The organism is Acidobacteriota bacterium (genome assembly GCA_016716435.1).
In the GTDB taxonomy this organism is placed as follows: Bacteria; Acidobacteriota; Blastocatellia; order Pyrinomonadales; family Pyrinomonadaceae; genus OLB17.
The window spans coordinates 624,371-646,915 of the sequence record JADJWI010000008.1; the positions used below are offsets into that span (position 1 = coordinate 624,371).

Below are 22,545 nucleotides of genomic sequence, written 5' to 3' on the forward strand. Positions count from 1 at the left end.
AACGAGAGTTCTGCGTAACTTATTGAAGTGCGGTATTTTCTGGGCGTTCATATGCTTATGGTTTTGAGCCGCGGCCGGGAGGAATTGCCGGCCGGGAAGGTGCTATTCGGAATCGTTGATCAGGTCGTCAACAGTAACGGCCTTTTTCTTTTCGGGCGTAGGTTTGGGAGCTTCAGCGGTCTTCGGCTTTTCCCTTTCTTTGGCTGCCGCCGCCTGCTGTTTTCGGCGGGCCTCTTCTTGTGTGGCTACCGTTTGCGTTTCGGTCTCGCTTGGAGCGGCTTCGTTTAGAGTCTCAGGAGCTTGTTCTGCCACAACTGGTGCCGCGGGCTGCGAATCGGGCTGCGATTGGGCCGGCTGCGAAACTGTTGCCGCAGGTGAAACCGCGGGAGCGGTCGGGGCCTGGCCACCGGAGAGCAGAAGGAACCAGACCGCCGCTACCGCAATTGCAACAAAGGCACCGCCGCCGGCAATGATCGGAAGCATAGAGCGGGAAGCCGGCGGCTCTGAAAATGCAAAATCGGGTTCATCTTCGGTTGAAGAGAACTTGAACGGCGCCTCAAACGAGGCCGCGTCCGGTTCGCTCGTCTCTAGTGAAGGAATGTCCGTATAGGTGAAATCAGTCTCGAGCGGTGTTGCTGTCGATTCGACAACAGGCACCGGCTCCGCTTGCTGCGGAGCTTTGGTCTTCACCGAGGCGGCTACTACGTCCGCAACACGTGGCTGGGCGACCTGGCTTTGCGGTTTAGGCTCTGCGATCAAAGCGCCAAGCTCGATCTGCGGGGCTGCGACCGCGGGCTTGAACGGTGCGACCGGGATCTCGAGTAACTCGCTCGTTTGTGCGACGCCAATGGGCGCGACGACCGGTTCGCTCGGGAGCGATGCTGCGGCGACTTCGACCGCCGGTGTAATGCCCTTGTCCTCTTCAAATATCTTCCGAAGCCGATCGAGCCGCGTTGCTGCCGGCATCGCAACGTCTTCCGTAGTTGCCGCGGGAACCGGGGCGGACGTGGTCGGCTTTCCGCGAAGTTTGGAAAGCAGCTCCGCGGCCTCGCGCTCATCCATCGCCTCTTCCTTAAGGCGTTCGGCCGATTGCTTGAGAGCGGCTTGCAGAGCGTTCCGCATTTCGCCTGCAGAAGCAAATCTTCCACCGCGGGCTATCTGCATCGCTCGTGAAACGACATCAACCACCTCCGGCGGAACCATCGGTGCAAAGTCAGTGACCGGACGAAGCGGGTCGTCGTTGCCTTCGATCAGTTCGATCGTCCGCTCGAGTGCGTCGACAGGTTTCTTTCCTGTGATCAGATGGTAAAGTGTTGCTCCGGTCGAATAAATGTCGCTTCTCGGGTCGAGCGGCATTCCCATATCGAACTCGAACTTTTCGCCAAAATGGTTGACTATCACATTCTGCGAAGCCGAGTCGAGGTTGTCCCAGATCTGCTCAAGCGGCGAGTAGGCGATCTCGCCATCGAAGAGATTCGGCTGAACATTGGTCGTGATGTTTAGTCCGTTTTCGCCGGCGACGGTAAAAGCAAGTAGCTTGATCCTTCCTTCGGAAGTTAGAACAAGATGCTGCGGCCGAACGCGTTGGTGAATGACGCTGGGTCGAAAGTTATGAAGATAATCGAGCCCGGCAAGGATCTGGTCTGCCCAGTCGGTGACCTGGTTTAACTCAAAGCTGATGCCGCCGGCATCAAGCGCAAGGCTGAGCGGGTCGCCATCAACCGCTTCGAGCACCAGGAAATGGCGGCCGCTTTCGGAGAAGTGGTCGTTCACATGGATCAGCGACTCGTGGCGAATGCCTTTCAACACAGTGCCGCTATTTACAAACGTCATCCGTAGCCGCTCGGCATCGGCCGAAGCCGCATTGCCGGGCATACGAACCTCGCGGACCACTACCTTTGCATCGCGGGTCGTGTCGTAGGCATCCGAGATCAGGAACGGATCCTCCGTTCTGTTCGACGCGGAGAGGTGATATCTTCCGTTATTGAGAAACTGTTCAGTAGCGGGCATAAGTAAAAAGGCGAGAAAAAGCGGGGTTTAGCCCGTAGGCTCTAAAGAGTATAGCATAAGTCGTTCAAAATGGAAGAACAATGTTGAACATGGTTGTTTAATCGGACTGTTCGAGTTCCGAACGGCATTCGGGGAATTAGTTTGGCAATAATGGGAATATCTTTGCTTGAGCACGAATCGGGTTTTGCGTCCGAATAGAAAGGAGAATCGAAGACAATAATAATGACAGCCCCCGACCGAACAGAGATCACTCCCGAACCGCTTTACCTGAACCGCAGGAATTTCATCCGCGCGGGGGTTTTTGCCGGATCGGCAGCTGTGACCGGGCTGATCTACAATGCGTATCGTCCGGATACGATCACTCCCGGGCCCGAAGCATCCGGAGCAGAATTTGGCGAATTGGCAAGAAAGCCGGAGTTTCAGTCCAGCGAAACACCGAATTCATTCGAGGACATCACCAACTACAATAATTTTTACGAATTTTCGACCAGCAAGACGGCCGTTGCCCGCGAAGCTCAGGTGCTCAAGACCGACCCCTGGAGCGTAGAGGTCGGCGGAATGATCGAAAACCCGCGTAGCTTTTCGCTACAGGAGATCTTGCAGTTCCCGCAAGAGGAACGTATTTATCGCTTTCGCTGTGTCGAGGCCTGGTCGATGGTGATACCGTGGGTCGGGTTCCCGTTAGCGGCATTGCTCGAACATGTGCGGCCGACGTCGGAGGCGAAATATGTCGCGTTCGAAACTGCCTACGATCGCTCGGTAATGCAGTCTTCATTTTCGGCGGGGATCGATCTTCCTTATGTAGAAGGCCTGCGGCTCGATGAAGCTCTTCATCCGCTGACGCTTTTAGCGACCGGGCTTTACGGCAGGCCGATGCCGAAGCAGAACGGAGCTCCCGTCCGCCTCGTCGTGCCGTGGAAATATGGGTTCAAGAGCATCAAATCGATCGTCCGCATTACTTTGACAGAAAAAGAACCGCCGACGACCTGGAACATCGCCGCCCCGCGTGAGTACGGCTTCTATTCGAACGTAAATCCGATCGTCGACCACCCTCGCTGGTCGCAGGGACGTGAACGCCGCATCGGCGAATTGACCATGCGCGAGACTCTGATGTTCAACGGCTACGAGAAAGAGGTCGCCGAACTTTATCGCGGAATGGACCTAGAGAAATTCTATTGATGGACAACGCCCGCTTCCTAAAATTCGTACTCGGCCTCAATGCTTTGCTTCCTTTGGGCCTGCTGTTGTTTGACGCGGCCAATGGGTCGCTCGGCGCAAATCCGGTCGAATATTTCCTGCGGGCGACGGGTGTGATGACGCTCGTTATGCTCCTCGTGACGCTCACGGTCACGCCGCTCCGAAAGCTATTTGGCTGGAATATTCTGATCAAAAGCCGGCGGATGCTCGGCCTGCTTGCGTTCCTTTACTGTTCGATTCATTTGATCACTTACAGCTTCTTCGATAAATCGGGCGACATCCCGGCGATCATCGGCGATGTCATTCAGCGCCCATTTATTGCGGTCGGAATGGCGGCATTTCTGATCTTGGTCTTGCTGGCTCTTACCTCAACAAACGCTGCGATCAAGAAGCTCGGCGGCAAGACATGGCAGCGTCTTCACCGGCTAAGCTATCTGGTTGCAATACTTGGGGTCGTTCACTTTTGGATGATCGTGAAGTCAGATCTATTTTATCCGGCACTATTCGCGGTCGGCCTCGCAGCCCTTTTCGCTATCCGCATCTACTACAGCCGAGCGGCAAAGAAACCAGTTCAAAGGCCCGGCCTTGCCGTCCGGCCCGATTGAAGCGTCCGGCGAAAGTCCTCACCTGCAACCTCGATCGGCCGACACATCTCGAAAAGCCGCGACCGCAGCCGAACGCCGATACGGTCTTCGAGAGTCTCTTCGCGTTCATTTGCCGTGCGGTCCGGGTAGTTGGTCGTGAAGATGGTCACACGGGCGTCGTTGTAGCGGGAGTTGATAATGTAGGCCATCGTGTCGCGGACCCAATCGGTCGGCTTTGAGGCACCGAGTTCATCGAGAACAAGAACTTCAGCATTGAGCACCGGAGCGAGGACGGCCAGTTCCGAGGTCTGCGTCCGCGGGTTATAGGAATCCTGAATTTCTTTCAAAAGCGAACTGAACTCATAAAAAAGACACGAAAAACCGCGTTCGGTCAGCCCCTTGAGGATCGAAACCGCGAGGTGAGTTTTTCCGACACCGACCGGGCCCGAGATCAGCAGCCCCTTCTCGGTTGCCGGATAGTCGTTCGTGAAGTTGGTCGCGAAGAGAAGCGCGAGTTTCTGCGATTCGTTCTGGGCCTCGTAGTTGCTGAAATGGCATCGAGCGTATCGCCGCGGAACCCGGACCTTCTCGAAAGGGTCGGTGTGCCGGCCGGTCCGCTGGCATATGCACGGACGGGCGCCCTTGCCCTTTACGATCTCCATGCCCGTGCCAAAACAGACCTCGCAGACCTCGCCTGGGAGCTGCTCATTCTCAACCTTCGATGTTCGCTTTTTCTCGGAAACTGCCATTGTGAAAGACGATGATAACAGATGATCGTGCCGAGCGCTCACGTCGGCGAATATGCTATATTCTCATTTGCCGCGGAATGGCATTTATGGGCGTTTTCAACAGCATTCTCATCAAACTCGGGCTTGCCGATCTTGAAGCAGATCGCACGCCGATAAGCGTCTTTCTTCTCGACGACGACAAGCGACGCCATACCTGGTTCCAGAAGCGTTTTTCGGGCGACGAACTGGCGATAGCGGAAACGGTCGAAGAGGCGAAGACGTTGCTCGAAAAGGGTTCTTTTGACGCGATCTTTCTCGATCACGACCTGCTGCCGCATCATTACGAATCGAACGACCACAACGACTACGCGAGCACCGGCTATGCGATCGCCGAGTGGCTCGATGAGCATCGAGAGCTGCACCGGGCGGCGACCATCGTCGTCCACACCCGCAACGCCGACGCCGCCATCCCGATGGTCCAGAAGCTCCGCGAGTCAGGCCGCAACGTCGAATATTGCGCCTTCCCGATGCTCGACCTCAAGATCCGTTCCTATTGGAAGCGCTAAAAAAGGCAGGCCCGTCCGCCGAGCCTGCCTGTCATCCAGTCGATCGAACGTTTACCGTTTCGGCTCGTCCTTCTTTACTTCGGCGATCAGCGCACCAAACGCCGCTTTCAATGGCGGGTCTTCTGCCTTCGCGGCGAGATTCTCGAGAGCCGCGACGTAAGCGGTCTTGAAGGCTTCCTCCTTCGTTACTCTCACGTCCGGTTCAACTCCCGTTCCTTCCCAATTCGTCTTCGTTATCGGGCTGATCGCACGCCCGGTCGAAATGAAGGCACCAAAATGATCACCGAGCCGGAACATACTTCCGGGATGGGCACCGCCGCCGGTTGTCTCGCCGACGATGGTCGCCCGCTTTAGATTCTTGAGATTGTAGGAAAATTCCTCGGCCGCGGAGAAGGTCCGCTTGGCGGTGAGAATGTAAACAGGTTTATCAAGATACTTCTTTTTTGCCGCCTCAGGCTTCGTCCAAAATTCTTCGGTGCGGTCTTCGGTTCGCCAGTAGAGACTATTGAGGTGAACCGGTTTCTCGCCAAAAAGATATGAGGAAATGAGTGCCACCATCTCGGGCGAGCCGCCGCCGTTGTCGCGGAGGTCAAAGATGAGAGCGTCAGTATTCGTGACGAAATTCATCGCCGCCTCGACCGTTTCTTTGCCGATCTCCGGGCCGGTGAAACCGTTGAGTTTAATGTAGCCGACGTTGCCGCGGAGCCGTTCGACGGTTTCAAAACCGGCGTTATTACTTAAGATATTTTTCCGGTACTGCATTCTTTCGGCCTCGGTCGGCTCGGCCTGCGGCTGGCGAACGGGAATCGGATTCGACGAAAAACGCACTCGCAAATGCCGGTCGTTCGTCGCCGCCTGAAGGTCCGCGGTCAAGGCTTCTGCGAATGCCTTGCCGCTTGTGATCGCGTCATATTTGCCGTCCGCTCGGTTCTTTTCGAGTATGCCCGCGGTCTTTTCGGCAACCTCCGGGAAGACATAGTTCGCCTTGAGGTCCTCTCTAAGTTCCGCGATGACGGCGTTCCGCGTGGCCGCATCTATCTGCATATCGGCGGCCGCGGCCGGGCCTTGGCCAAAGCAGGCAGCTACGACCACCAAAACGATGAACAGCACCACCTTTATCATTAACGAAGAAAAATACATATTACTGCCTCCGTAAAACTAACTTTCGTTCCTAGTAACTAGACCATATATAAGTAGCCGGGCGGTCTGCTCCGCACGGCCGCGGATCTCTTCGAGCTTGCCGAGCTCCTTTGCGCTTAAGCTGAACGGCAGCAGCGAGTTCGTCGCAGTTAGCATCGCCATTGCCGTCGCGGTCGCGTCCACGTCGCGCATCGTGCCGTTCGCGATGCCTTCGCTGATCACCTTTGCGAGTATCCTCGCTTCCGTTTCGAAGTGGGCCTTTCGGCGTTCGAGCAAGGCCGGGCGGATGCTGGCGAGCAGCTCATTGATGCTCTCCGTATAATGCTGAACGCTCTTGAACCGGAAGACGACGCGTTCGACCAGCATCTCGGCAAGCCGCTCGTCGGGTGCCGAATCCCTTGCCGCGATCACGCGAAGCCTTGCCGTCAGGCGATCGACGATGCGGTCGATGTGTGAAAGGGCGATGTCTTGTTTGCTTGAAAAGTGAAGATAGACCGAGCCCTTGCCAATGCCGGTCTCGCGGGCCAGGTCGTCTATCGTCATTTTCTTGTAGCCATACCGGGCCAAAAGGCGATCGGTCGCATCAAGAATGTCGCTTTTTACGTCTCGTTTGTTTCCGGTATCCATAAGATCGTCTCGTGACGAATGACCAATATTGTCCAATGGTCATAATATTCTCTTATCGCGGGGTTGTAAAGCAAAGTTCCGAAGTTTTTCGCGAAGCTAGTCGTTGAAGTATTTCTTTCCTTTTAGCTTTGCGGGCAGGAGGCTGTCTTTTTCCTCCTCGTTTTCCTTGCCGTAGCCGAGTTCTTTCATCAGCTTGGTGGGGGCATTGCGGAGCTTCATCGGGACGGGCAGATTGCCGAAGCGTTTGACGTCGGCGACTGCTTCGGCGATCGCGTCGTTCGCCGAGCGGTCCTTTGCCGCCCGGGCAAGGTAGGCGGCGCCGTGGGCAAGGTTGAGCGTGCATTCGGGATAGCCGATCGTTTCGACCGAACGGAAAACGGCGTTCGCGACGACCAGAGCCGTCGGCTGCGCCAGCCCGATATCTTCCGAAGCGAAGATAACCATCCGGCGGGCGATGAACTTCGGGTCTTCGCCGCTCTCGATCATTCGGGCGAGGTAATAGATGGCCGCGTCCGGGTCGCTCGCCCGCATCGACTTGATGAACGCGCTGATGACGTTGTAATGTTCCTCGCCTTTCTTGTCGTAGCGGAGAAATCGGTTCTGCAGCGTCTCTTTAAGATTTTCGATCGACAGCTCGCCGTAAAGTTCGGCGGCGTTCTCGATCATCGTCAGGGCCTGGCGGGCGTCGCCGTTCGCCAGCTCGGCAAGCCACTCTTTCGCTTCGTCACCAAGCTCGTATCCCGAGCGGCCGATGATGGCGAACATCTCGTCCCGAGTGAATTCCTTTAGCGTGAAGACCCGCAGCCTCGATAGCAGTGCCGGTATCACCTCAAAGCTCGGGTTCTCGGTCGTCGCCCCGATCAGGACAAGCCCGCCCGATTCGACGAACGGAAGCAGAAAGTCCTGTTGGGCTTTATTAAAGCGGTGGATCTCATCGAGAAAAAGCACCTTGGGCCGGCCCATTGTAGGCAAGGCGATCAGCTTTCTAATGTCTTCCTTCCCTGCGGAAACGGCGGAAAGCTCAAAGAACTCGGCCTCGATGGCATTTGCATAGATGCGGGCGAGCGTGGTCTTTCCCGTTCCGGGCGGCCCCCAGAGAATGAACGAGAAAATGCTCTTTTGCTCGATGGCGAGCCGCAGCGGTTTGCCCTCGCCAACAAGGTGCTCCTGCCCGACAAAGTCTTCAAGTCGGGTCGGGCGGATTCGGCTTGCTAGCGGTTCGGTCATCGGTATGAAAGAATCTAACACACAAGTTTTAGCGGCGGCGACCGGAACCGCGGATCGCACCCCTTCGACGATCATAGAGCAAGAAAGGAAGGACGGCTGACCAATGAGAACGCATATCAAACTGGGAAAGATTCTGGGCATCGAGATCGGCATACACTACAGTTGGCTGATCATCGCTGTCCTTATAACGCTGTCGCTCGGTGGCTATTTTGGACAGTCGCATCCGGAATGGGGCAACGGCGTCATCTGGGCAATGGCGGTCGGTTCGGCCATGATGTTTTTTGCAGCGATCGTCATCCACGAGATGTCACACGCACTCGTCGCTCGGGCGTACGACATTCCCGTCCGGTCGATAACGCTCTTCGCCCTCGGCGGAGTGGCCCAGATGGAAAAGGATGCCGAGAGCGCAAAGATGGAGTTTTGGATCGGCATCGTCGGCCCGATCACGAGTGCCGTTATCGGGGCCATATGCCTCGGGGCGGCGTTGCTTATGGGCTGGACGTTCGGGGCCGATACATCGACACCCTTAATGGCAGTTCTCGTTTGGCTTGGTTACATCAACATTGCTCTCGCAGTATTTAACATGGTCCCCGGATTCCCGATGGACGGCGGCCGCGTGATGCGGGCCGCGATCTGGGCATTCGTCAAAGACCGCGAGCGGGCGACCAAAGCGGCATCGCTGATCGGCCAGACGATCGCATTCGGCTTTATCATTTTTGGCATCATCGCGTTCTTCCGCGGCTCGGGTATTGGCGGACTCTGGATCGCCTTCATCGGATGGTTTCTGTTGACCTCGGCTCGGGCAAGCTATGCACAATCGGAGATGACGCAAGCTTTCGCCGGGCTGAAGGTCCGCGACCTGATGACGAGCGAATGCGCCCGCGTCGATCCCCGGACGAATCTTCAATCGCTCGTTGATGACAACATCTTGAAGGCCGGAGGCCGCTGCTTTTTGGTTGAGGAGAATGGCGAATTGCTTGGGCTCGTGACACCGGCCGATGTTCGCTCGGTCGAGCGGACGATGTGGCCGATGAAGACGGTTGACGATGTGATGCGGCCCTTCGAAAAGCTACAAACCGCCACGCCGGAGGCAACGATAGTCGAGGCTCTTGAGGCGATGGGCCGGGCAGACGTCAATCAGCTACCCGTGCTTGAGGGCGGCCGGCTCGTCGGGCTCATCTCACGCGACCGGATACTAAATTACCTCGTCGCCCGAAAGGAACTCGATATGTGATCGCAACCGGTTCACATCCGCTCGGCTTCAAGATTTGCGGCAACGCATTCGCCGCAAAGAAAGCCTTCCGAAACTCCTTGCTCGGCCTTTCGCCTGAATGTGTCGTGCGTGTCCGGGTCAACAAATACCGTCCGAGCGCATTGCTCGCAAAGCATCTCGTGCGGCATTTCGGCGGTCTTTACGCTCGATTCGGTCTTGATCTCCTCGAACCTGTCTGCATCAAACTGTGCTCGTGTCGTCATTTCGTTACCTCAATTTCTCGGCCGCATTTGCAGGGTAGGGAAGCGGCCGGCCGGATCGTACTTGGGGTCACCTATAGAATACCCCGAAACCCCGCCCAAACACAGCGAAGCGATCACAGCCATTACAAGGCAAACTCGGCTTCTCTCGTATAAGGAGTTGCTCACGAAGCAAAGGCAGGCTTGAATGTGGGATTGTCTTCGACGTTTCGCAAACAGATAGTCAAGGACGCCGAACTAATAGAAACTGGTCGCATAAAGGGTGCCCATTGGCATTTTTTTCAGGGGGCTCAACAGGAAGTCCTGGATTTCTTGACTCAAAATGGTATTAAATACACCGTTCACTGAGAGGAACAAGCATGAAGTTTGGCGTTTTCGAAGCAATGGCGAAAGAAGAGGCTCAGGAGTACCTTGAGGAGTTTCTAGCTTTTGGTAAAGGCAGCGCAATTGAAATTCTAGAACAGAATCTTCATTTTTCGGATGACGTCAATTTCACTGTCGAATCTTTGCCGAACATTCTGAAGGCGTTAATTCCGACTTTACGAACCATTCCTAAAGAGGCTGATCCGAATGTACCGGAATTCATCCGAAAAACTGAGGATTATAAGAAGGGACTGTTTGACTTCGATGATACTTCGAAATTGGTTGTCTTGGCTGCTGGTTATTATTTGGGAGAGACGTTTGTTCGAAGCTTCCCGCTTCTAAAGTGGACTACAGGCAATATAGAGTTATTGGAAGGAAATATGCCTGTCGTTGCTCCTTTCAAGAATAGTATAGAGATGTCACCGATCATGGTTATTGAGAATCTTTTTGCGGGAGTAGTTTCGGGAATTCGGCAAATCACTGCAGTGGATCGAGCAATAGTGATGTGGGTAAACCTTACTCCTTAGACCACATATTCGTCTTTGTCTTAAACGCGAGATTTGCAAAGAGCCCAGCAAAACAAGAGCCCCTTCATCGGTTGCACTCAGTCGAATGAGGCAAACGCGTCAAGAAAGTTACTGATACCGAAACCACCGTTTTCGTCTATTCGGCCGGGAAGCTCGCCGCCGAGTATTCGACCGCACCGCCGGAACAGAACCCTACAACCAAATGGACGGTCACGGACCAGTTAGGCTCACCGAGGGTTTTGGTCGATAGCCTCGGGCAAGTCGTCTCCCGCCGTGACTTCATGCCGTTTGGCGAGGAGATCGCGCCCGACGGAGTCCACCGCATCCCCGACCTCAAATACAACTTCGGCGACAACATCCGCCAGAAATTCACCGGCTACCAAAAGGACGAAGAAATCAAACTCGACTTCGCCGTTGCACAAGTGTTGCGCAAAATGGAAAAGGGCTGCCGATCTGGCAGCCCTAAGTTGTTGAAAATATTGGTGGCCAGGGACGGAATCGAACCGCCGACACGCGGATTTTCAGTCCGCTGCTCTACCAACTGAGCTACCTGGCCGGAATCGCGTCTTCAGACGGCGAAACCCTTAATATACGGATTCGCTTGTTTTCTGTCAAACGAATCGGGCAATGTCGTTTTCCGAATTGCGAGCGATCGGCATTCGCGGAAATCAGGTGAAATATGGGAAAATGCCGGATATGAATTTGCGTCTTTTATCTCTTATCGCACTATTGTCAATTGCGGCTGCCTGCGGCGGCGGCGCCACGGGTAATTCCAATCAGGCCGCGGCGAATAACGCCAACATCCCGGCGGGAATGCAGCCGATGCCGATCCAGCCTTCGGGCGAATCGACGCCCGGCATTCCGCCTCCGGGCCAAGCGAACGTCGTGGCAAACGGTGCGACGCCAACACCCGGAATCGACCCTGCAAATGTGAACCGCCCGATGAAGCCCGGAGCGACGCCGACGCCTGGCATTCCGGATCAGGAAACGCTGCGACGACAAATGAACCAGCGAAACACGAACGTCAACGCTCCGCCGCCGGCCGGTGCAAATACCTCATCCTCAATGCCGGACCGCAAACAACCGCGTCCGGTCGGTCAGGAATAACTATTCAAGCGGCGGCGCCTAGCGTTTATGCGGGCGCCGCTTCCGCCGCTTCGGTAACAACAAATCCAAGTGCCTTCTTAACCTCGGCCTCGATCCGGTCGCGGGTGTCGGTGTTTTCCTTGAGCATGTTCTTGACGTTCTCGCGGCCCTGGCCGAGCCTTTCTCCCTTATAAGAAAACCACGCTCCGGTCTTATCGACCACGTTATTTGCCACGGCCAGATCGATCAGGTCGCCCTCGCGTGAAATGCCTTCGCCATACATGATGTCAAATTCCGTCTCGCGGAAGGGCGGTGCGCATTTGTTCTTTACGACCTTCACGCGGGTGCGGTTGCCGACCACCTTGTCGCCGTCCTTGATCGCGCCGATACGGCGAATGTCGAGCCGGACGCTGGCGTAAAACTTCAATGCCTTGCCGCCGGTCGTCGTCTCCGGCGAGCCGAAAAATACGCCGATCTTTTCGCGAAGCTGATTGATGAAGATGAACGTCGTCCGCGAATTGGCGACGATCGCCGTGATCTTTCTGAGCGCCTGCGACATCAGCCGAGCCTGAAGGCCGGGAAGCGAATCGCCCATCTCGCCATCGAGCTCGGCCCGCGGGACGAGTGCCGCGACCGAATCGACCACGATGACGTCAATGCTGTTTGAGCGGATAAGCGTTTCGGCGATCTCAAGCGCCTGCTCGCCCGAGTCCGGCTGCGAGATCAGAAGGTCGTCGATGTTCACACCGAGCTTGCCGGCATATTCCGGATCCATCGCGTGTTCGGCATCGATGTAAGCGGCAATTCCGCCGGCCTTTTGGGCAGACGCCACGACCTGCAATGCCAGCGTCGTCTTACCCGAACTTTCAGGGCCGTAGATCTCAATGATGCGTCCTCGCGGCACGCCGCCGACGCCGATCGCGGCGTCGAGGCTGAGGCAATTTGTTGAGATCGCCCCGGCTTCCTCGTGCGGGCGTTCTCCGAGCCGCATTATCGAGCCCTTTCCGAATTTCTTTTCGATCTGCAGAAGGGCAGATTCAATGGCCTTGCTTTTATCGATGCTCATTTATTTTTGGTTCTCCAGAAGATGGGATTTCCGATACTTTACTTATACTCGAAGGAATTTCCAAATCTCCCAGAGCGTATCACGGATGAAACACATACGCAACGCTGGAAAGTCGTTCTCGCAGCGTTTAAACGGCAGGTATTTTCGGTTCCCGAACGTAGCGTGCATTTGAGCAGCACTCGCTTTGTCCTATAATGATGCTCATCGTATAACGCGGCAGGTTTTGCGGGTCACTTCCTGCCAACGACCGAAACCATGAACTTTTCCAGCCCGATCGGCCAAACGCTCGACGGCAAATACAACATCGAACGCGAACTGGGCCGCGGCGGGATGGGAACCGTCTATCTTGCGACCCATCTCGGCACCGAACGCCCGGTCGCGGTCAAGATAATCGCGCCGCAATTCATGCAGCGGCCAGAGTTCGTGGAGCGCTTTCGCCGCGAGGCCCGAGCGGCCGGCCGGCTGCGTCACCCGAACGTCGTCGATGTCACCGACTTCGGCTTTGCGGAAACGGACAGCGGCCGCGTCGCGTATCTGGTGATGGAGTACCTCGATGGTTGCACGCTCGGTGAGATACTCGATGAAGAAAAGAATCTGCCCGTCAGTTGGACGCTCGATATTCTCGAGCAGGTTTGTTCGGCCGTCCACGAGGCACATCAGCAGGGCATAATCCACCGCGACCTCAAGCCCGACAATATTTGGCTCGAGCCGAACCAACGTGGCGGCTACACGGTCAAAGTTCTCGATTTTGGCATCGCCAAGCTTGATTCGGCCGGGCTTATCGATCATTCCGCAGAGCCGCCGCGGCCGGGCGGTGCGGCGACAATGGCCGCCGGCTCGGCAAGCACATTCGCCGGCGACGAAGGCTCGACCGCCATCCACGACAGCATTTCGCCGACGCAGATCGTCGAAGCTCAGACATTGATTCAGGCCGCAGACGGACCAAAGATCGACAGGGCGTCCCGCCAAACGGTGAACATCGCCGCGGAACAAGATCAGGATGGCGTCGGGACAAAAATTCTCGAAAATGGCGACGGCGGGCCGACCGCCGAAACGACGCCGCAAAAGTCGACCGCGGAACTCACTCGCGTCGGTGCCGTGCTCGGAACGCCGCTCTTTATGTCGCCGGAGCAGTGCCGCGGGCAAAGGCTCGACGCACGCTCGGATGTTTACAGCATCGGCGTCATTGCGTATCAGATGCTCTCGGGCGAGCCGCCGTTCAAGGGCGATTTCACCGAAGTAATGGCATCGCACCGCGATACGCCGCCGCCGCCGCTTAAGGTCCGCAAGGTCCGCCGCAAGCTTCGCCGGGTGATAATGTCCGCGCTCGAAAAAGACCCCGAGCTACGGCCGAATTCAGCAGCGTCATTTGCGACCATTCTCCGTTCGCGGAGTGAGGGAATCGGCGGACTTATCCGGCGGGCCGTGATCATCTATTCAGAACACCTCGGCAAGTTCCTCGCTCTCTCGACGCTCTTCTACATTCCGATGATGCTCTTGACGTTCGCCATCGTCACGGTGACCGTCCTCAAGGCGACCGACCAAATGGCCGAGACACCCGCGAACATCACGAGCGGAGTGCTTCAGGTCGCACTTTTTGTCGTTACGGTTTTCACGGCCTACCTCATTATCGGAACGAATACCTGGATCGTCAGTCATTCCATCGCCGTTCCGCTTAGGCCGATCAGGGTCCGCTCCGCGCTTCGCGAGGTCAATAAGCGCCGCGGCCGACTGCTTGGCACAGGAATGCTTTCGACGATGCTCCAGCTGGCCATCGGAGCTATTACGTGCGGCGTAGGTTTTCTTGTCACGAGCGTTTTGTGGGCGTTGGTCGGTCCGGTCGTGATGATGGAAAACCTTCGCGGATGGACGGCGATCAAGCGTTCGAGCCAGCTGGTCAGGCGTTCGCTTGGCACGACCGTCGCCGCTATTTTCATCATGTTTCTCGTCCCGGCGATCGTTGCGGGTTCGCTCTCGTTCGTTATCAACATAACCGCCGTCGCGGTCGAAAAATCTGCCAGCAACGTGGTCGTAAACGAGACCACCGATGGCTCGGACACCCAGGTCGTCGGCGATGCGAAGATCGACCCCGCGACCGGCGAGCGCGATGGCCAGGTGACGATCAAGACCGGAAATCAGCCGGCGATCCGCTTCGTCAACATGGACCGCGACACCCGCAAGCGGATCACCAACGCGCTTCTCGAGAGCCTTCTTCAGATCTTGCTCATCCCCATTCAACTCGTGATGACGTCGTTTACGGCCATCATCGCTGCTTTGCTTTTCATCAAAACCCGACAAGCGGGCGGCGAGCCGATCTCAGATCTCCTCACGCAATTTGAAGATACCGACGGGCCGAAAAAGAAGTGGCAGGAGCGGGTCCGACAGCGACTGCTTCAATCGGGCCGCATCTCCGGAAGCAGCAAGTCTTAGCGATGTCGAAGTTTTTCTCATGCTTGATATTGCCCGTGCTCGCGGCGGCAGTTTTGATCGCCACGGCGAGCGGGCAGGGAAGTGTGCGGGAGTTCCCACTCGCGGCGGGTCAAACGCTTTCGGTTGCGAATCCGCGTGGGCGGGTCGAGGCACGGACCGATGCGTCGCTTACCGTTTCGGGCCGGCTTGAGCTTACGTCCGAAGCCGGTATTTCCGACGGAGTCGCGCAGATCGCGGCCAATTCGATCACCATCCCCGCAACCGTCCGCGACCGCATCGACATCGTGCTCGTGCTTCCCGAGCGCACCTCGCTCCGCATCACGACCACCGACGGCGAGATCCTTGCCGAAGGCAATTTTCTCAAGCTCGAGGCACGCACCGAGACCGGCACCATCGCCGTTGACCTCCCCGAAGATCAGCTTGAATATTCGCTGCTCTGGACCGAATCGCGGCCGCGTTATGTTGCCGATTTCAAGCTCGAGCCGATGCGCGAACGCTCGCGTGGCCGCTTCGTGATTAAAGGTAAACACGCCGCTCCTGAAGGTTCCGCCGACCGCTCGGCGACGCTTTCGGCCCAGACGGCCCGCGGCATTATCGTGCTCAATGTGCCGCCAAACGAGGTCCCGGCCGACCTCCGCGAGCGAACGCTGACCGACGCCGCAAAGGGAATGATCCGCAGCGGCGACAGCATTCTGATGGAAGCGATCAGGCGAGCCGCCCCGAAGTATTACGGCGATTACGCCCGATCGCTTCCGCCCTTTCGTCGCGAGCCCGGCCTTCGCGACGGCACTTCCGCTGTTAGCTTTTCGGGCCCCGGGCTTCGGCGTGCGACCGTCGCTGTGACCGACGCGAACGACCGTGCGATCGCCGACATTCGCCCCGAGGAGTTTGAGATAACCGAGGCCGGCCGGCCGCTTGAGCCGATCTCCGTCGCGAGGGTCGAGTCGCCGGTCAATCTGATCTTGCTTCTGGATGTTTCGGGCAGCGTCGAGGGCTACGTCAATTTCATCCGCCGCACGGCGAGGGCATTTATCGCGACGGTCGATCCGCGCGACCGCGTGGCGATCGTCATCTTTGCCGACGACGTAAAAACGCTTGTCACATTTACGAACGACAAGGCAAAGCTCTCCGAAAGCCTTGATACATTCGACGCCGGGGGAGCGACCGCCTTTTACGACGCCGTCGGCTACACCATCGCCGAGACGCTCCGCCCCATCCGCGGCGAGCGGACGGCGATCGTGATCCTGACCGATGGCGACGACAATCGCTCTTTTCTGCCCTTTGATCCGCTCGTCTCGGCCATCGGCGAAAGCGGCGCGCTCATCTATCCGCTCTACATTCCCTCGGCGCTTGTCGCCGCCGCTGAGTCCGCTCCAGACCGCCGTGCAGATCCGCTCCGGGCACGCTACTTTGGGCTTTCAAAGCGGGCCGAGGGCGAAGGCGAGCGGCTCGCCAAGGCCTCGGGCGGCGTCTATTACCCCATCTCTCAGGTCGCCGAGATCGACCGCGCATACGAGGACATCGCCAGCCAACTCCGCGCCGCCTATGACATCACATACCGCTCCGAACTCTCCGAGCCCGACCCCAACCGCCCCTCGCCCCGCCTCCGCATCCGCGTAACCCGCCCCAACGCCCAAGTCCGCATCGACCGGGTAACCGTGCCCTAAGTTGCGAAAGTTGCGAAGTTGCGAAGTTTCGGAGTTGCAGAGTTTCGGAGTTTCGGAGTTGCGAAGTTGCGGAGTTGCAGAGTTGCGGAGGTTGAAATTCCAAATTCCAGACTCCAGATTCCGCATTCATCATTCCGAATTCCGCATTCAACTTGTCCCGGCTTTAGCCGGCCGTTCAGAGTGCGGGCTTTAGTCCGTCGTTTGGAGTTCCACCTTTAGGTGGCCTACCCGAGTCGTCGAAGACGACGCCATTGATGTAGCCCACATCGCAAGATGTGGGTCACAGCCACAACCAACCGAGAACCGTCGAAGACGGTGGCATTTGCACACAGACATCTGGATTCTGGAATTCCCATTCCTCATGACACCCCTGCTAAAATTCCCAATAAGCCAACCGCCGCCGGTCCCGGAGCATCTTTGAAGGTTAGAATTGTCCAACATCGCCACGACGCAGCCGTTCGCCGGTCAAAGGACGACCCGTCGTTCAACGATATGGCAACCAGAGTGATCACGGAAGGCTAGAATGATCAATATGAAAGACGGGACCCCAATTGGCTCATAATAAGCTAGGAAAAATGGAAATGAATAAACGATTGACGGTGCTCTTTCTGGTCACGTTCTTTTCGGTCGCTTGTTCGGCTCAGCATCCTCCGAGCAATGACGACGACATCATCCGAATGGGACCCAATGAAAGAGCCGATCTTGTCTTGTTCTTCAAGAAGGGCACGGACTGGAAGGAGATTCTCGAATTTAATCGTTCCGTGATCGGAATTCCGAATGAAACCGGCAGCGGATTCCAGTCCCTCCCTGGAATGATGAGTGTAATAAAGATCCAGATCTACGGATTTGAGGGAGAGGCGATCAATTTCAAGCCGAATGCCACAGATGAAGAGAAAACCTTCCTAAAGAAAAGGGTGGAGGAATCACCACTGGTTTACAAGGTGTATGAAAACGTCATTCCAGAGGCGATAAATGACCTTCACGAGAATAGCGACAATAAGCCGCAATATCGCAGGCCTGAGCCCGCTTCCGCCCAGGACCAATAGTCGGATCTGAAATAATCTATGTTGGAGAAGCAAGACTAAGACAATGAAAAAGATGCCTCAATTGATAGTGATGACCGTTGTTTGCTTTATTGTCTTTTACTTTCCTGTCTCTACTGCGGGGCAGGAAATAAAGGATTGCAAGTCTAAAATGAAGCACTTGATTCGCCAAAGTCCAAACATTGTCGTCGCAGAAGTGACCAAAGTTTATGAGGCGCCGGGAAGTTGGAGTTCAAGCTCCATTTTCAGCTACCAGAGGGTACTTTATAAAGCCGGAAAATCTATAAAAGGAGCAAGGGTACCTGAGACCCTACTCGTGCATCACGCCGTCATTGAAAATTCACCATTGGTTGACCGAACAGGAGGGCGGTTGTCTCCTAGTCTGTTTGTTGCGGGATCCCGTTTCATACTCTTTCTCATTCCAAATGAACATCTCGAGAATCCCAACAAACCAAAGATGAAAAATTATCTTGTAACTGACTCCGATTGTGGTGTTGTAAAATACAGCGACGAAGTTATGGATGCGATTAACGAACTGATCTCTTCAGGTAATTTATAAACCCACCGCAAAGAAATGACAGACGAAATAAAGGACAATCTCTAACTCTGCAACCCGCCCCTTCCATATCATCCATATCTCCCGTTTCTCACGGATCACCATAGCTTTCCGGTTCAGGACTAAGGAAAATGGTTAACAGTAATGGCGGGGATCTTACATCATCTCCGCGATGAGGGAATCTATCAACGCGGAGAACTCAGGGATCGCTGAGGCTCTTTGGTTGTGATCGGTTGTTTTAGTTCATTAGCTGTTAGCCATTAGCTCTAAGCCGTTAGCCGGCAATCAAGTTGCAATGACCCTTCATCAGTAGCCAGTAGCCAGTAGTCAGTAGTCAATAGCCAGAAGCCAGAAGCCAGAAGTGAGAAGTCAGAAGTCAGAAGTCAGAAGCCAGAAGTCAGAAGCCAGAAGCCAGAAGCCAGAAGTCAGAAGTCAGAAGTCAGAATCCAGAATGCTCATGCAAATTCCCGAGACGAAAAACCAAAGACCAAAGACCAAAGTCCAAAGACCAAAGACCCAAGCCCGACCCGCGTGTCCCAGATGTTCCAGATGTTCCAAATGTCCCAAGCGTCCCAGATGTTCGCGGCGTTTCCGCGAACGCGCGATGCCCACAAAAAACAGAACACGCCCAATCCGGAATCTGGAATCTGGAATCTGGTATCCGGAATCTGGAATCTGGAATCTGGAATCTGAAATGTCCCCCAAGTTGTTGCCGGGCGGGAAATTTGCTTAAATGCTCGTTTGCGAGAAATAAGGAATTAGCGACTATGAGCAACGTATTTATTGATTCTCTGGCGGTGCATACTGAGGCCGAGTGGCTGGCGGCGGTGGCGTCGCTTGCGGCAGACATTCACGCGGTTGACCGCGACGCGACCGAGATCTGGTTTCGGTTCTATCCGCTCGATCTGGTGCGGTATCTGGAAGCGGCCGAGGACGCCGAGGAAGCGAAGAAAGGCATCGCGATGCAGGGCAATTTTGGCCTCGAGGACAAGATCGACACCTCGCACCGGTTTCTTTACGGGCACCGCTTCTGGCCGCAGGTAAGGGCGGCGGTCGCGGCGCGTGCCGAGGGTGATGCAGCGGGAGCAATCGCCGATGAGATCCGCGGCATCGCCAAGCAGGTCGCCGCCGATGCAAAGTCGAAAGAGAGCCTGACGCTCGGCATCGCCGCCGTTGGGTTGATGACACTTGTGCAGGTTGGGCCTGAGGCTTTCAAGGCGGCGTCCGGAGTTGCGGCCAAGCCCTCGGGGCTGATGGCGAAGTCGCCGGACGCGATAGTCGACTCGCGTGCGAAAGATGATTCGCAGGGCCTGCTCGGCTTCCTCAAAACCATCGATAAGGAATTCTCGGTCGTCCGCGATGAATACACCGGCGGGCGGTTCAAGGTGATCAACGACGAAGAGATCGCCTCGGCCTCGCAGAAAGACCACTCGCAGGATTGGCAGTCGGTGGACGAACGCTGCTGGGACGGCCCGGTGCCGATCGAATGCACAGCGGCATCGTGCGGAACCTGTTGGGTCGGCGTGCTCGGCGGTGCCGAAAAGCTCAGCGAGCCCTCGGTCCGCGAGCGAAAAGCAATGCGGGTCTTCGGCTATGACCAGCCCGAGGGCGAACGGCCGTTCATCCGCCTTGCATGCCAGGCAAAAGCAGCCGGCAACGTGACCATTGTCGTCCCGCCGTGGAATGCGGTCTTTGGCAAAAAGGTGCGGCACAACGTCGAGGACTCCGAGCTCGAACCCGTGACCACCTCGGCAAAACGGCTCCGCGACACGATCAACTCAGCCGTCTCGGGCGACTAGGTTGCTAGACGTACTCTTCGTCCGCGTAGCACCAACCCCAGCTCTCGCCCGGCTCGAGCGAGGCGATCAGCGGGTGGCCGGCCGAATGAAAATGGGCCGAGGCATGCTTGTTCTTTGAGGTATCGCAACATCCCGTGTGGCCGCAGGTAAGGCAAATGCGAAGATGCACCCACGTTTCTCCCATCGCGATGCACTCCTCGCAGCCGGCCGCACTCGGGAAGACAGGCCGGATCATCTCAACGTGCTCGCAGACCGAAGCATCGACGTTTGAGAGGTATGAAAACGGAGTTTCGGTGTCGATGCGTCGGGGCGAAACGGGGAGCGAAGCAAACCCGACCGGCAAGCTCTGAACTCCCGTCCCGGCCGATGCAGCAAGAGTATTCTCCGCTCTGAACGTCGCGGCATTCCGGGCAAAAGCCTCGGTCGAACCTTCGAGCAGCAGTTCGTCGCCCGCGAGCAGAATGAAGTCCGGTCCGAGCTTTTCAAAGGTCTCCGAAGCACGGGTCGCCTTTCGGACGATCAGCCCGCTCTCGCCCGAGAGTTCTGCATCCGTGATCGAAAGTCCTGCGATCGCCGAACCTTCCCGGACGGTAACCGTTCGCGAATCAAAGCAGCCCTCGCCGGTCTCACAGGCAAATTCGGAGTCCTGCATTCGGACCGTTTCTGCCATCAGGGCAGCGTAGCCGTCACGGCGTGCGAGGTCTTCTAACCGGTCGATCTCTTCCGCCGCGACGCGGTACTCACGGAGCACCTCTCCAAAGAGTTGAACGATCGATTCGAACTCCTCGGAAATCACCTCGTCCGCACCGGCGGCGATCAAGTGCTCGGCATCGGCAGAATATCGCGTGCGAACGACGATGCGGAGAGTCGGATTCAGTTGGCGGGTGACGGAGACGATCTTATGTGCTGTCGCGGGGTTATCATCGGCAATAACGACGATCTTCGCCCGTTCGATCCCGACGTGCCGGAGCAGAAATGGCCGCGAGGCATCACCGCGAATAACGGGAAGCCCTTCGGATTCAGCCTCGTTGGCACCGGTCGGGCTCAGCGTGGTGATCACGTATGGGATGCCCGAACCCGCCACGACGCGAACAAGCGAACGGGCCGCCGGTCCATAGCCCGCGACGATGAGGTGATCTTCCAGATCGATCGGGTGCTCAGCCTGTTCGTCTTCGGTCTCCGGAGAGTCCGGCACCCTATCGAGATTTGCCGAGAACCGGGCCGATGCCTTGCCTCCGAGGCTCATCAGCAGCGGCGTCGCCACCATAAGGCCGACAGTTGCGGCGATGAAGGTCTGCGAACCCGTTTCGGCCGCTCCGGCGGGGAACAGCCCGGCTTCGCGGCCTGCCCGCTCCAGAACGAACGAGAACTCGCCGATCTGAGCTAGCGTAAGTGCAGACGCGGCGGCGATCGGACCCGAATAGCCGAGTGCCTTAACGCTGATCCAGGTCGTCGCAACTTTGATGATCAAAACAGCAACGATCACACCAACCACCAACGGAAGGTTCGCAAGGAGAAACGAAAGGTCAAGCAGCATCCCGACCGAGATGAAAAAGGTAGCGGAGAAAAGTATCTGGAGCGGAAGCGTTTCGCTCAAAGCATGTTGGGAGAATCGACTCTCGCTTACCATCAGCCCGGCGAGAAATGCACCGAGCGAGAGGCTCACGCCCGCGAGGCTTGTGAGATACGCAGTGCCGAAACAGATAGCGATAACGGTAAGGAGAAATAGCTCCGGCGAGCAGGTCAAGGCGACGGACTCGAGGATTTTCGGCATTATCCGGCGGGCAACGACTAGCACAAGCAGGATGATGCCGATAGCGGTCCCAAGTGCGGTCGCGATCTGCCCAACCCCGCCATCGCTTCCGCCTGCGAGCACCGGTACAAGAAGCACCATGACGACGATGGCGAGATCCTGGAAGATCAGGAGGCCGAGAGCTACCTGGCCGGGTTCCGAATTTGTTTCGCCCTTGTCGGCGAGCAGCTTGAGCACGATCGCGGTCGAGCTTAGAGCAACAAGCATTCCCGTAAAGATCGCAGCAGGCACGCTAACCCCAAAGGTATACAGGATCCCGGCAACTACCGCGATGGTCGCACCGACCTGCAGGGTGCCTCCGCCGAATATGAGTTTTTGGATGCGAGCTAGTTTTTCGAGGCTGAACTCGATACCGATAGTAAAGAGTAAGAGAATGACGCCGATCTCTGCAGTTGCATCAACAAGCTCGCGGTCTTTCACAAGCCCCAGAGCATATGGGCCGATGAAGACTCCCGCGACCAGGAACCCGACGATCGGTACAAGTCGGAGACGGAAACAAATGTATGCGATCAGAGCGCCCGCGACGATCAATGCAACGGTCTCTGTCAGGAATTGCGGGACGGCTCCCGCGGCGAGAACAGGTTCGATGTACATAGTATCCCTGCGGCCCGAAAGGCCGGATCAATAAATGCGAGGGTTTCCC

General features: G+C 56.6%; 21 protein-coding genes, 1 tRNA gene and 1 pseudogene. 11 read left to right on the forward strand and 12 right to left on the reverse strand.

The features are described from left to right. Window positions 1-102 precede the first annotated feature (102 nt). The gene (locus IPM21_14800; protein MBK9165150.1) at window positions 103-2,010 is read right to left on the reverse strand and encodes a protein kinase; all 1,908 of its coding nucleotides are present in this window, start codon (window positions 2,008-2,010) and stop codon (window positions 103-105) included. A 222-nt stretch (window positions 2,011-2,232) separates the two neighbouring features. Between IPM21_14800 and msrP the strand changes: the two genes are divergently transcribed. Together msrP and IPM21_14810 are read left to right on the forward strand one after the other, a co-directional pair. Then, the gene (gene msrP, locus IPM21_14805; GenBank protein ID MBK9165151.1) at window positions 2,233-3,189 is read left to right on the forward strand and encodes a protein-methionine-sulfoxide reductase catalytic subunit MsrP; all 957 of its coding nucleotides are present in this window, start codon (window positions 2,233-2,235) and stop codon (window positions 3,187-3,189) included. Further along, window positions 3,189-3,812, forward strand: coding sequence for a sulfoxide reductase heme-binding subunit YedZ (locus tag IPM21_14810; protein ID MBK9165152.1), 624 nt, complete (start codon window positions 3,189-3,191; stop codon window positions 3,810-3,812). Before msrP ends, IPM21_14810 begins: the two co-directional genes overlap by 1 nt. On the opposite strand, the gene IPM21_14815 is transcribed toward IPM21_14810, so the two are convergent. Then, on the reverse strand, window positions 3,779-4,453 hold the full coding sequence (locus IPM21_14815) for an ATP-binding protein (protein ID MBK9165153.1): 675 nt from the start codon (window positions 4,451-4,453) through the stop codon (window positions 3,779-3,781). The two genes, IPM21_14810 and IPM21_14815, sit on opposite strands and share 34 nt — an antisense overlap. A gap of 98 nt (window positions 4,454-4,551) precedes the next feature. Here IPM21_14815 and IPM21_14820 point away from each other — a divergent pair, with 98 nt between their 5' ends. After that, window positions 4,552-5,085 carry a hypothetical protein gene (locus IPM21_14820; GenBank protein MBK9165154.1) on the forward strand — a complete coding sequence of 178 codons (534 nt, stop codon included), beginning with the start codon at window positions 4,552-4,554 and terminating at the stop codon, window positions 5,083-5,085. 51 nt (window positions 5,086-5,136) lie between these two features. Here IPM21_14820 and IPM21_14825 read toward each other — a convergent pair whose 3' ends face one another. The 3 genes from IPM21_14825 to IPM21_14835 form a co-directional block, all read right to left on the reverse strand. After that, on the reverse strand, window positions 5,137-6,225 hold the full coding sequence (locus tag IPM21_14825; protein ID MBK9165155.1) for a S41 family peptidase: 1,089 nt from the start codon (window positions 6,223-6,225) through the stop codon (window positions 5,137-5,139). Window positions 6,226-6,243: 18 nt separating this feature from the next. Next, window positions 6,244-6,852, reverse strand: a complete 609-nt coding sequence (locus tag IPM21_14830; protein MBK9165156.1) for a TetR/AcrR family transcriptional regulator — start codon at window positions 6,850-6,852, stop codon at window positions 6,244-6,246. A gap of 96 nt (window positions 6,853-6,948) precedes the next feature. Then, the gene (locus IPM21_14835; protein MBK9165157.1) at window positions 6,949-8,079 is read right to left on the reverse strand and encodes a replication-associated recombination protein A; all 1,131 of its coding nucleotides are present in this window, start codon (window positions 8,077-8,079) and stop codon (window positions 6,949-6,951) included. A gap of 103 nt (window positions 8,080-8,182) precedes the next feature. On the opposite strand from IPM21_14835, the gene IPM21_14840 reads away from it, so the two are divergent. Then, window positions 8,183-9,313, forward strand: coding sequence for a site-2 protease family protein (locus IPM21_14840; GenBank protein ID MBK9165158.1), 1,131 nt, complete (start codon window positions 8,183-8,185; stop codon window positions 9,311-9,313). Between the two features lie 11 nt (window positions 9,314-9,324). On the opposite strand, the gene IPM21_14845 is transcribed toward IPM21_14840, so the two are convergent. Continuing rightward, window positions 9,325-9,555 (reverse strand): hypothetical protein, encoded by a 231-nt coding sequence (locus tag IPM21_14845; protein MBK9165159.1) that lies wholly within the window; start codon window positions 9,553-9,555, stop codon window positions 9,325-9,327. A 356-nt stretch (window positions 9,556-9,911) separates the two neighbouring features. On the opposite strand from IPM21_14845, the gene IPM21_14850 reads away from it, so the two are divergent. Further along, entirely contained in the window at window positions 9,912-10,442 is a 531-nt protein-coding gene (locus tag IPM21_14850; protein MBK9165160.1) for a hypothetical protein, read from the forward strand. Window positions 10,443-10,578: 136 nt separating this feature from the next. Here IPM21_14850 and IPM21_14855 read toward each other — a convergent pair whose 3' ends face one another. Together IPM21_14855 and IPM21_14860 are read right to left on the reverse strand one after the other, a co-directional pair. After that, window positions 10,579-10,767, reverse strand: coding sequence for a hypothetical protein (locus IPM21_14855; protein ID MBK9165161.1), 189 nt, complete (start codon window positions 10,765-10,767; stop codon window positions 10,579-10,581). A gap of 155 nt (window positions 10,768-10,922) precedes the next feature. Next, a tRNA-Phe gene (locus IPM21_14860) sits at window positions 10,923-10,998 on the reverse strand. 71 nt (window positions 10,999-11,069) lie between these two features. Here IPM21_14860 and IPM21_14865 point away from each other — a divergent pair. Then, window positions 11,070-11,549 carry a hypothetical protein gene (locus tag IPM21_14865; GenBank protein MBK9165162.1) on the forward strand — a complete coding sequence of 160 codons (480 nt, stop codon included), beginning with the start codon at window positions 11,070-11,072 and terminating at the stop codon, window positions 11,547-11,549. 25 nt (window positions 11,550-11,574) lie between these two features. On the opposite strand, the gene recA is transcribed toward IPM21_14865, so the two are convergent. Further along, window positions 11,575-12,594, reverse strand: a complete 1,020-nt coding sequence (gene recA / locus IPM21_14870) for a recombinase RecA (protein ID MBK9165163.1) — start codon at window positions 12,592-12,594, stop codon at window positions 11,575-11,577. A gap of 255 nt (window positions 12,595-12,849) precedes the next feature. Here recA and IPM21_14875 point away from each other — a divergent pair, with 255 nt between their 5' ends. The 4 genes from IPM21_14875 (at window position 12,850) to IPM21_14890 (ending at window position 18,293) form a co-directional block, all read left to right on the forward strand. Beyond that, complete coding sequence (locus IPM21_14875) at window positions 12,850-15,024, forward strand: serine/threonine protein kinase (GenBank protein ID MBK9165164.1); 2,175 nt, start codon at window positions 12,850-12,852, stop codon at window positions 15,022-15,024. A 2-nt stretch (window positions 15,025-15,026) separates the two neighbouring features. Then, window positions 15,027-16,691, forward strand: coding sequence for a VWA domain-containing protein (locus IPM21_14880; protein ID MBK9165165.1), 1,665 nt, complete (start codon window positions 15,027-15,029; stop codon window positions 16,689-16,691). A 581-nt stretch (window positions 16,692-17,272) separates the two neighbouring features. After that, window positions 17,273-17,737, forward strand: a complete 465-nt coding sequence (locus IPM21_14885; GenBank protein ID MBK9165166.1) for a hypothetical protein — start codon at window positions 17,273-17,275, stop codon at window positions 17,735-17,737. A 43-nt stretch (window positions 17,738-17,780) separates the two neighbouring features. After that, window positions 17,781-18,293 (forward strand): hypothetical protein, encoded by a 513-nt coding sequence (locus IPM21_14890; protein MBK9165167.1) that lies wholly within the window; start codon window positions 17,781-17,783, stop codon window positions 18,291-18,293. Window positions 18,294-18,745: 452 nt separating this feature from the next. Here the strand turns inward: IPM21_14890 and IPM21_14895 are convergent, their stop codons facing one another. Beyond that, the gene (locus IPM21_14895) at window positions 18,746-18,916 is read right to left on the reverse strand and encodes a hypothetical protein (GenBank protein MBK9165168.1); all 171 of its coding nucleotides are present in this window, start codon (window positions 18,914-18,916) and stop codon (window positions 18,746-18,748) included. 141 nt (window positions 18,917-19,057) lie between these two features. Between IPM21_14895 and IPM21_14900 the strand changes: the two genes are divergently transcribed. After that, window positions 19,058-20,089 carry a (2Fe-2S)-binding protein gene (locus IPM21_14900; protein MBK9165169.1) on the forward strand — a complete coding sequence of 344 codons (1,032 nt, stop codon included), beginning with the start codon at window positions 19,058-19,060 and terminating at the stop codon, window positions 20,087-20,089. A 4-nt stretch (window positions 20,090-20,093) separates the two neighbouring features. Here the strand turns inward: IPM21_14900 and IPM21_14905 are convergent, their stop codons facing one another. Continuing rightward, entirely contained in the window at window positions 20,094-20,324 is a 231-nt protein-coding gene (locus tag IPM21_14905; protein MBK9165170.1) for a UBP-type zinc finger domain-containing protein, read from the reverse strand. Window positions 20,325-20,477: 153 nt separating this feature from the next. Continuing rightward, window positions 20,478-22,496 (reverse strand): annotated as a pseudogene (locus IPM21_14910) (cation:proton antiporter). Between the last annotated feature and the right edge of the window lie 49 nt (window positions 22,497-22,545).

Bases quoted from the DNA above. Each gene is read 5' to 3' on its own strand.
- IPM21_14810 (MBK9165152.1), top strand. From the start codon at position 3,189: ATGGACAACGCCCGCTTCCTAAAATTCGTACTCGGCCTCAATGCTTTG.
- IPM21_14885 (MBK9165166.1), top strand. From the start codon at position 17,273: ATGAATAAACGATTGACGGTGCTCTTTCTGGTCACGTTCTTTTCGGTC.
- IPM21_14820 (MBK9165154.1), top strand. From the start codon at position 4,552: ATGATAACAGATGATCGTGCCGAGCGCTCACGTCGGCGAATATGCTAT.
- IPM21_14855 (MBK9165161.1), bottom strand. From the start codon at position 10,767: ATGCGGTGGACTCCGTCGGGCGCGATCTCCTCGCCAAACGGCATGAAG.
- IPM21_14830 (MBK9165156.1), bottom strand. From the start codon at position 6,852: ATGGATACCGGAAACAAACGAGACGTAAAAAGCGACATTCTTGATGCG.
- IPM21_14800 (MBK9165150.1), bottom strand. From the start codon at position 2,010: ATGCCCGCTACTGAACAGTTTCTCAATAACGGAAGATATCACCTCTCC.
- IPM21_14900 (MBK9165169.1), top strand. From the start codon at position 19,058: ATGAGCAACGTATTTATTGATTCTCTGGCGGTGCATACTGAGGCCGAG.
- IPM21_14835 (MBK9165157.1), bottom strand. From the start codon at position 8,079: ATGACCGAACCGCTAGCAAGCCGAATCCGCCCGACCCGACTTGAAGAC.
- recA (MBK9165163.1), bottom strand. From the start codon at position 12,594: ATGAGCATCGATAAAAGCAAGGCCATTGAATCTGCCCTTCTGCAGATC.
- IPM21_14850 (MBK9165160.1), top strand. From the start codon at position 9,912: ATGAAGTTTGGCGTTTTCGAAGCAATGGCGAAAGAAGAGGCTCAGGAG.
- IPM21_14815 (MBK9165153.1), bottom strand. From the start codon at position 4,453: ATGGAGATCGTAAAGGGCAAGGGCGCCCGTCCGTGCATATGCCAGCGG.
- IPM21_14840 (MBK9165158.1), top strand. From the start codon at position 8,183: ATGAGAACGCATATCAAACTGGGAAAGATTCTGGGCATCGAGATCGGC.
- IPM21_14875 (MBK9165164.1), top strand. From the start codon at position 12,850: ATGAACTTTTCCAGCCCGATCGGCCAAACGCTCGACGGCAAATACAAC.
- msrP (MBK9165151.1), top strand. From the start codon at position 2,233: ATGACAGCCCCCGACCGAACAGAGATCACTCCCGAACCGCTTTACCTG.
- IPM21_14865 (MBK9165162.1), top strand. From the start codon at position 11,070: ATGTCGTTTTCCGAATTGCGAGCGATCGGCATTCGCGGAAATCAGGTG.
- IPM21_14845 (MBK9165159.1), bottom strand. From the start codon at position 9,555: ATGACGACACGAGCACAGTTTGATGCAGACAGGTTCGAGGAGATCAAG.
- IPM21_14905 (MBK9165170.1), bottom strand. From the start codon at position 20,324: ATGATCCGGCCTGTCTTCCCGAGTGCGGCCGGCTGCGAGGAGTGCATC.
- IPM21_14890 (MBK9165167.1), top strand. From the start codon at position 17,781: ATGAAAAAGATGCCTCAATTGATAGTGATGACCGTTGTTTGCTTTATT.
- IPM21_14825 (MBK9165155.1), bottom strand. From the start codon at position 6,225: ATGTATTTTTCTTCGTTAATGATAAAGGTGGTGCTGTTCATCGTTTTG.
- IPM21_14880 (MBK9165165.1), top strand. From the start codon at position 15,027: ATGTCGAAGTTTTTCTCATGCTTGATATTGCCCGTGCTCGCGGCGGCA.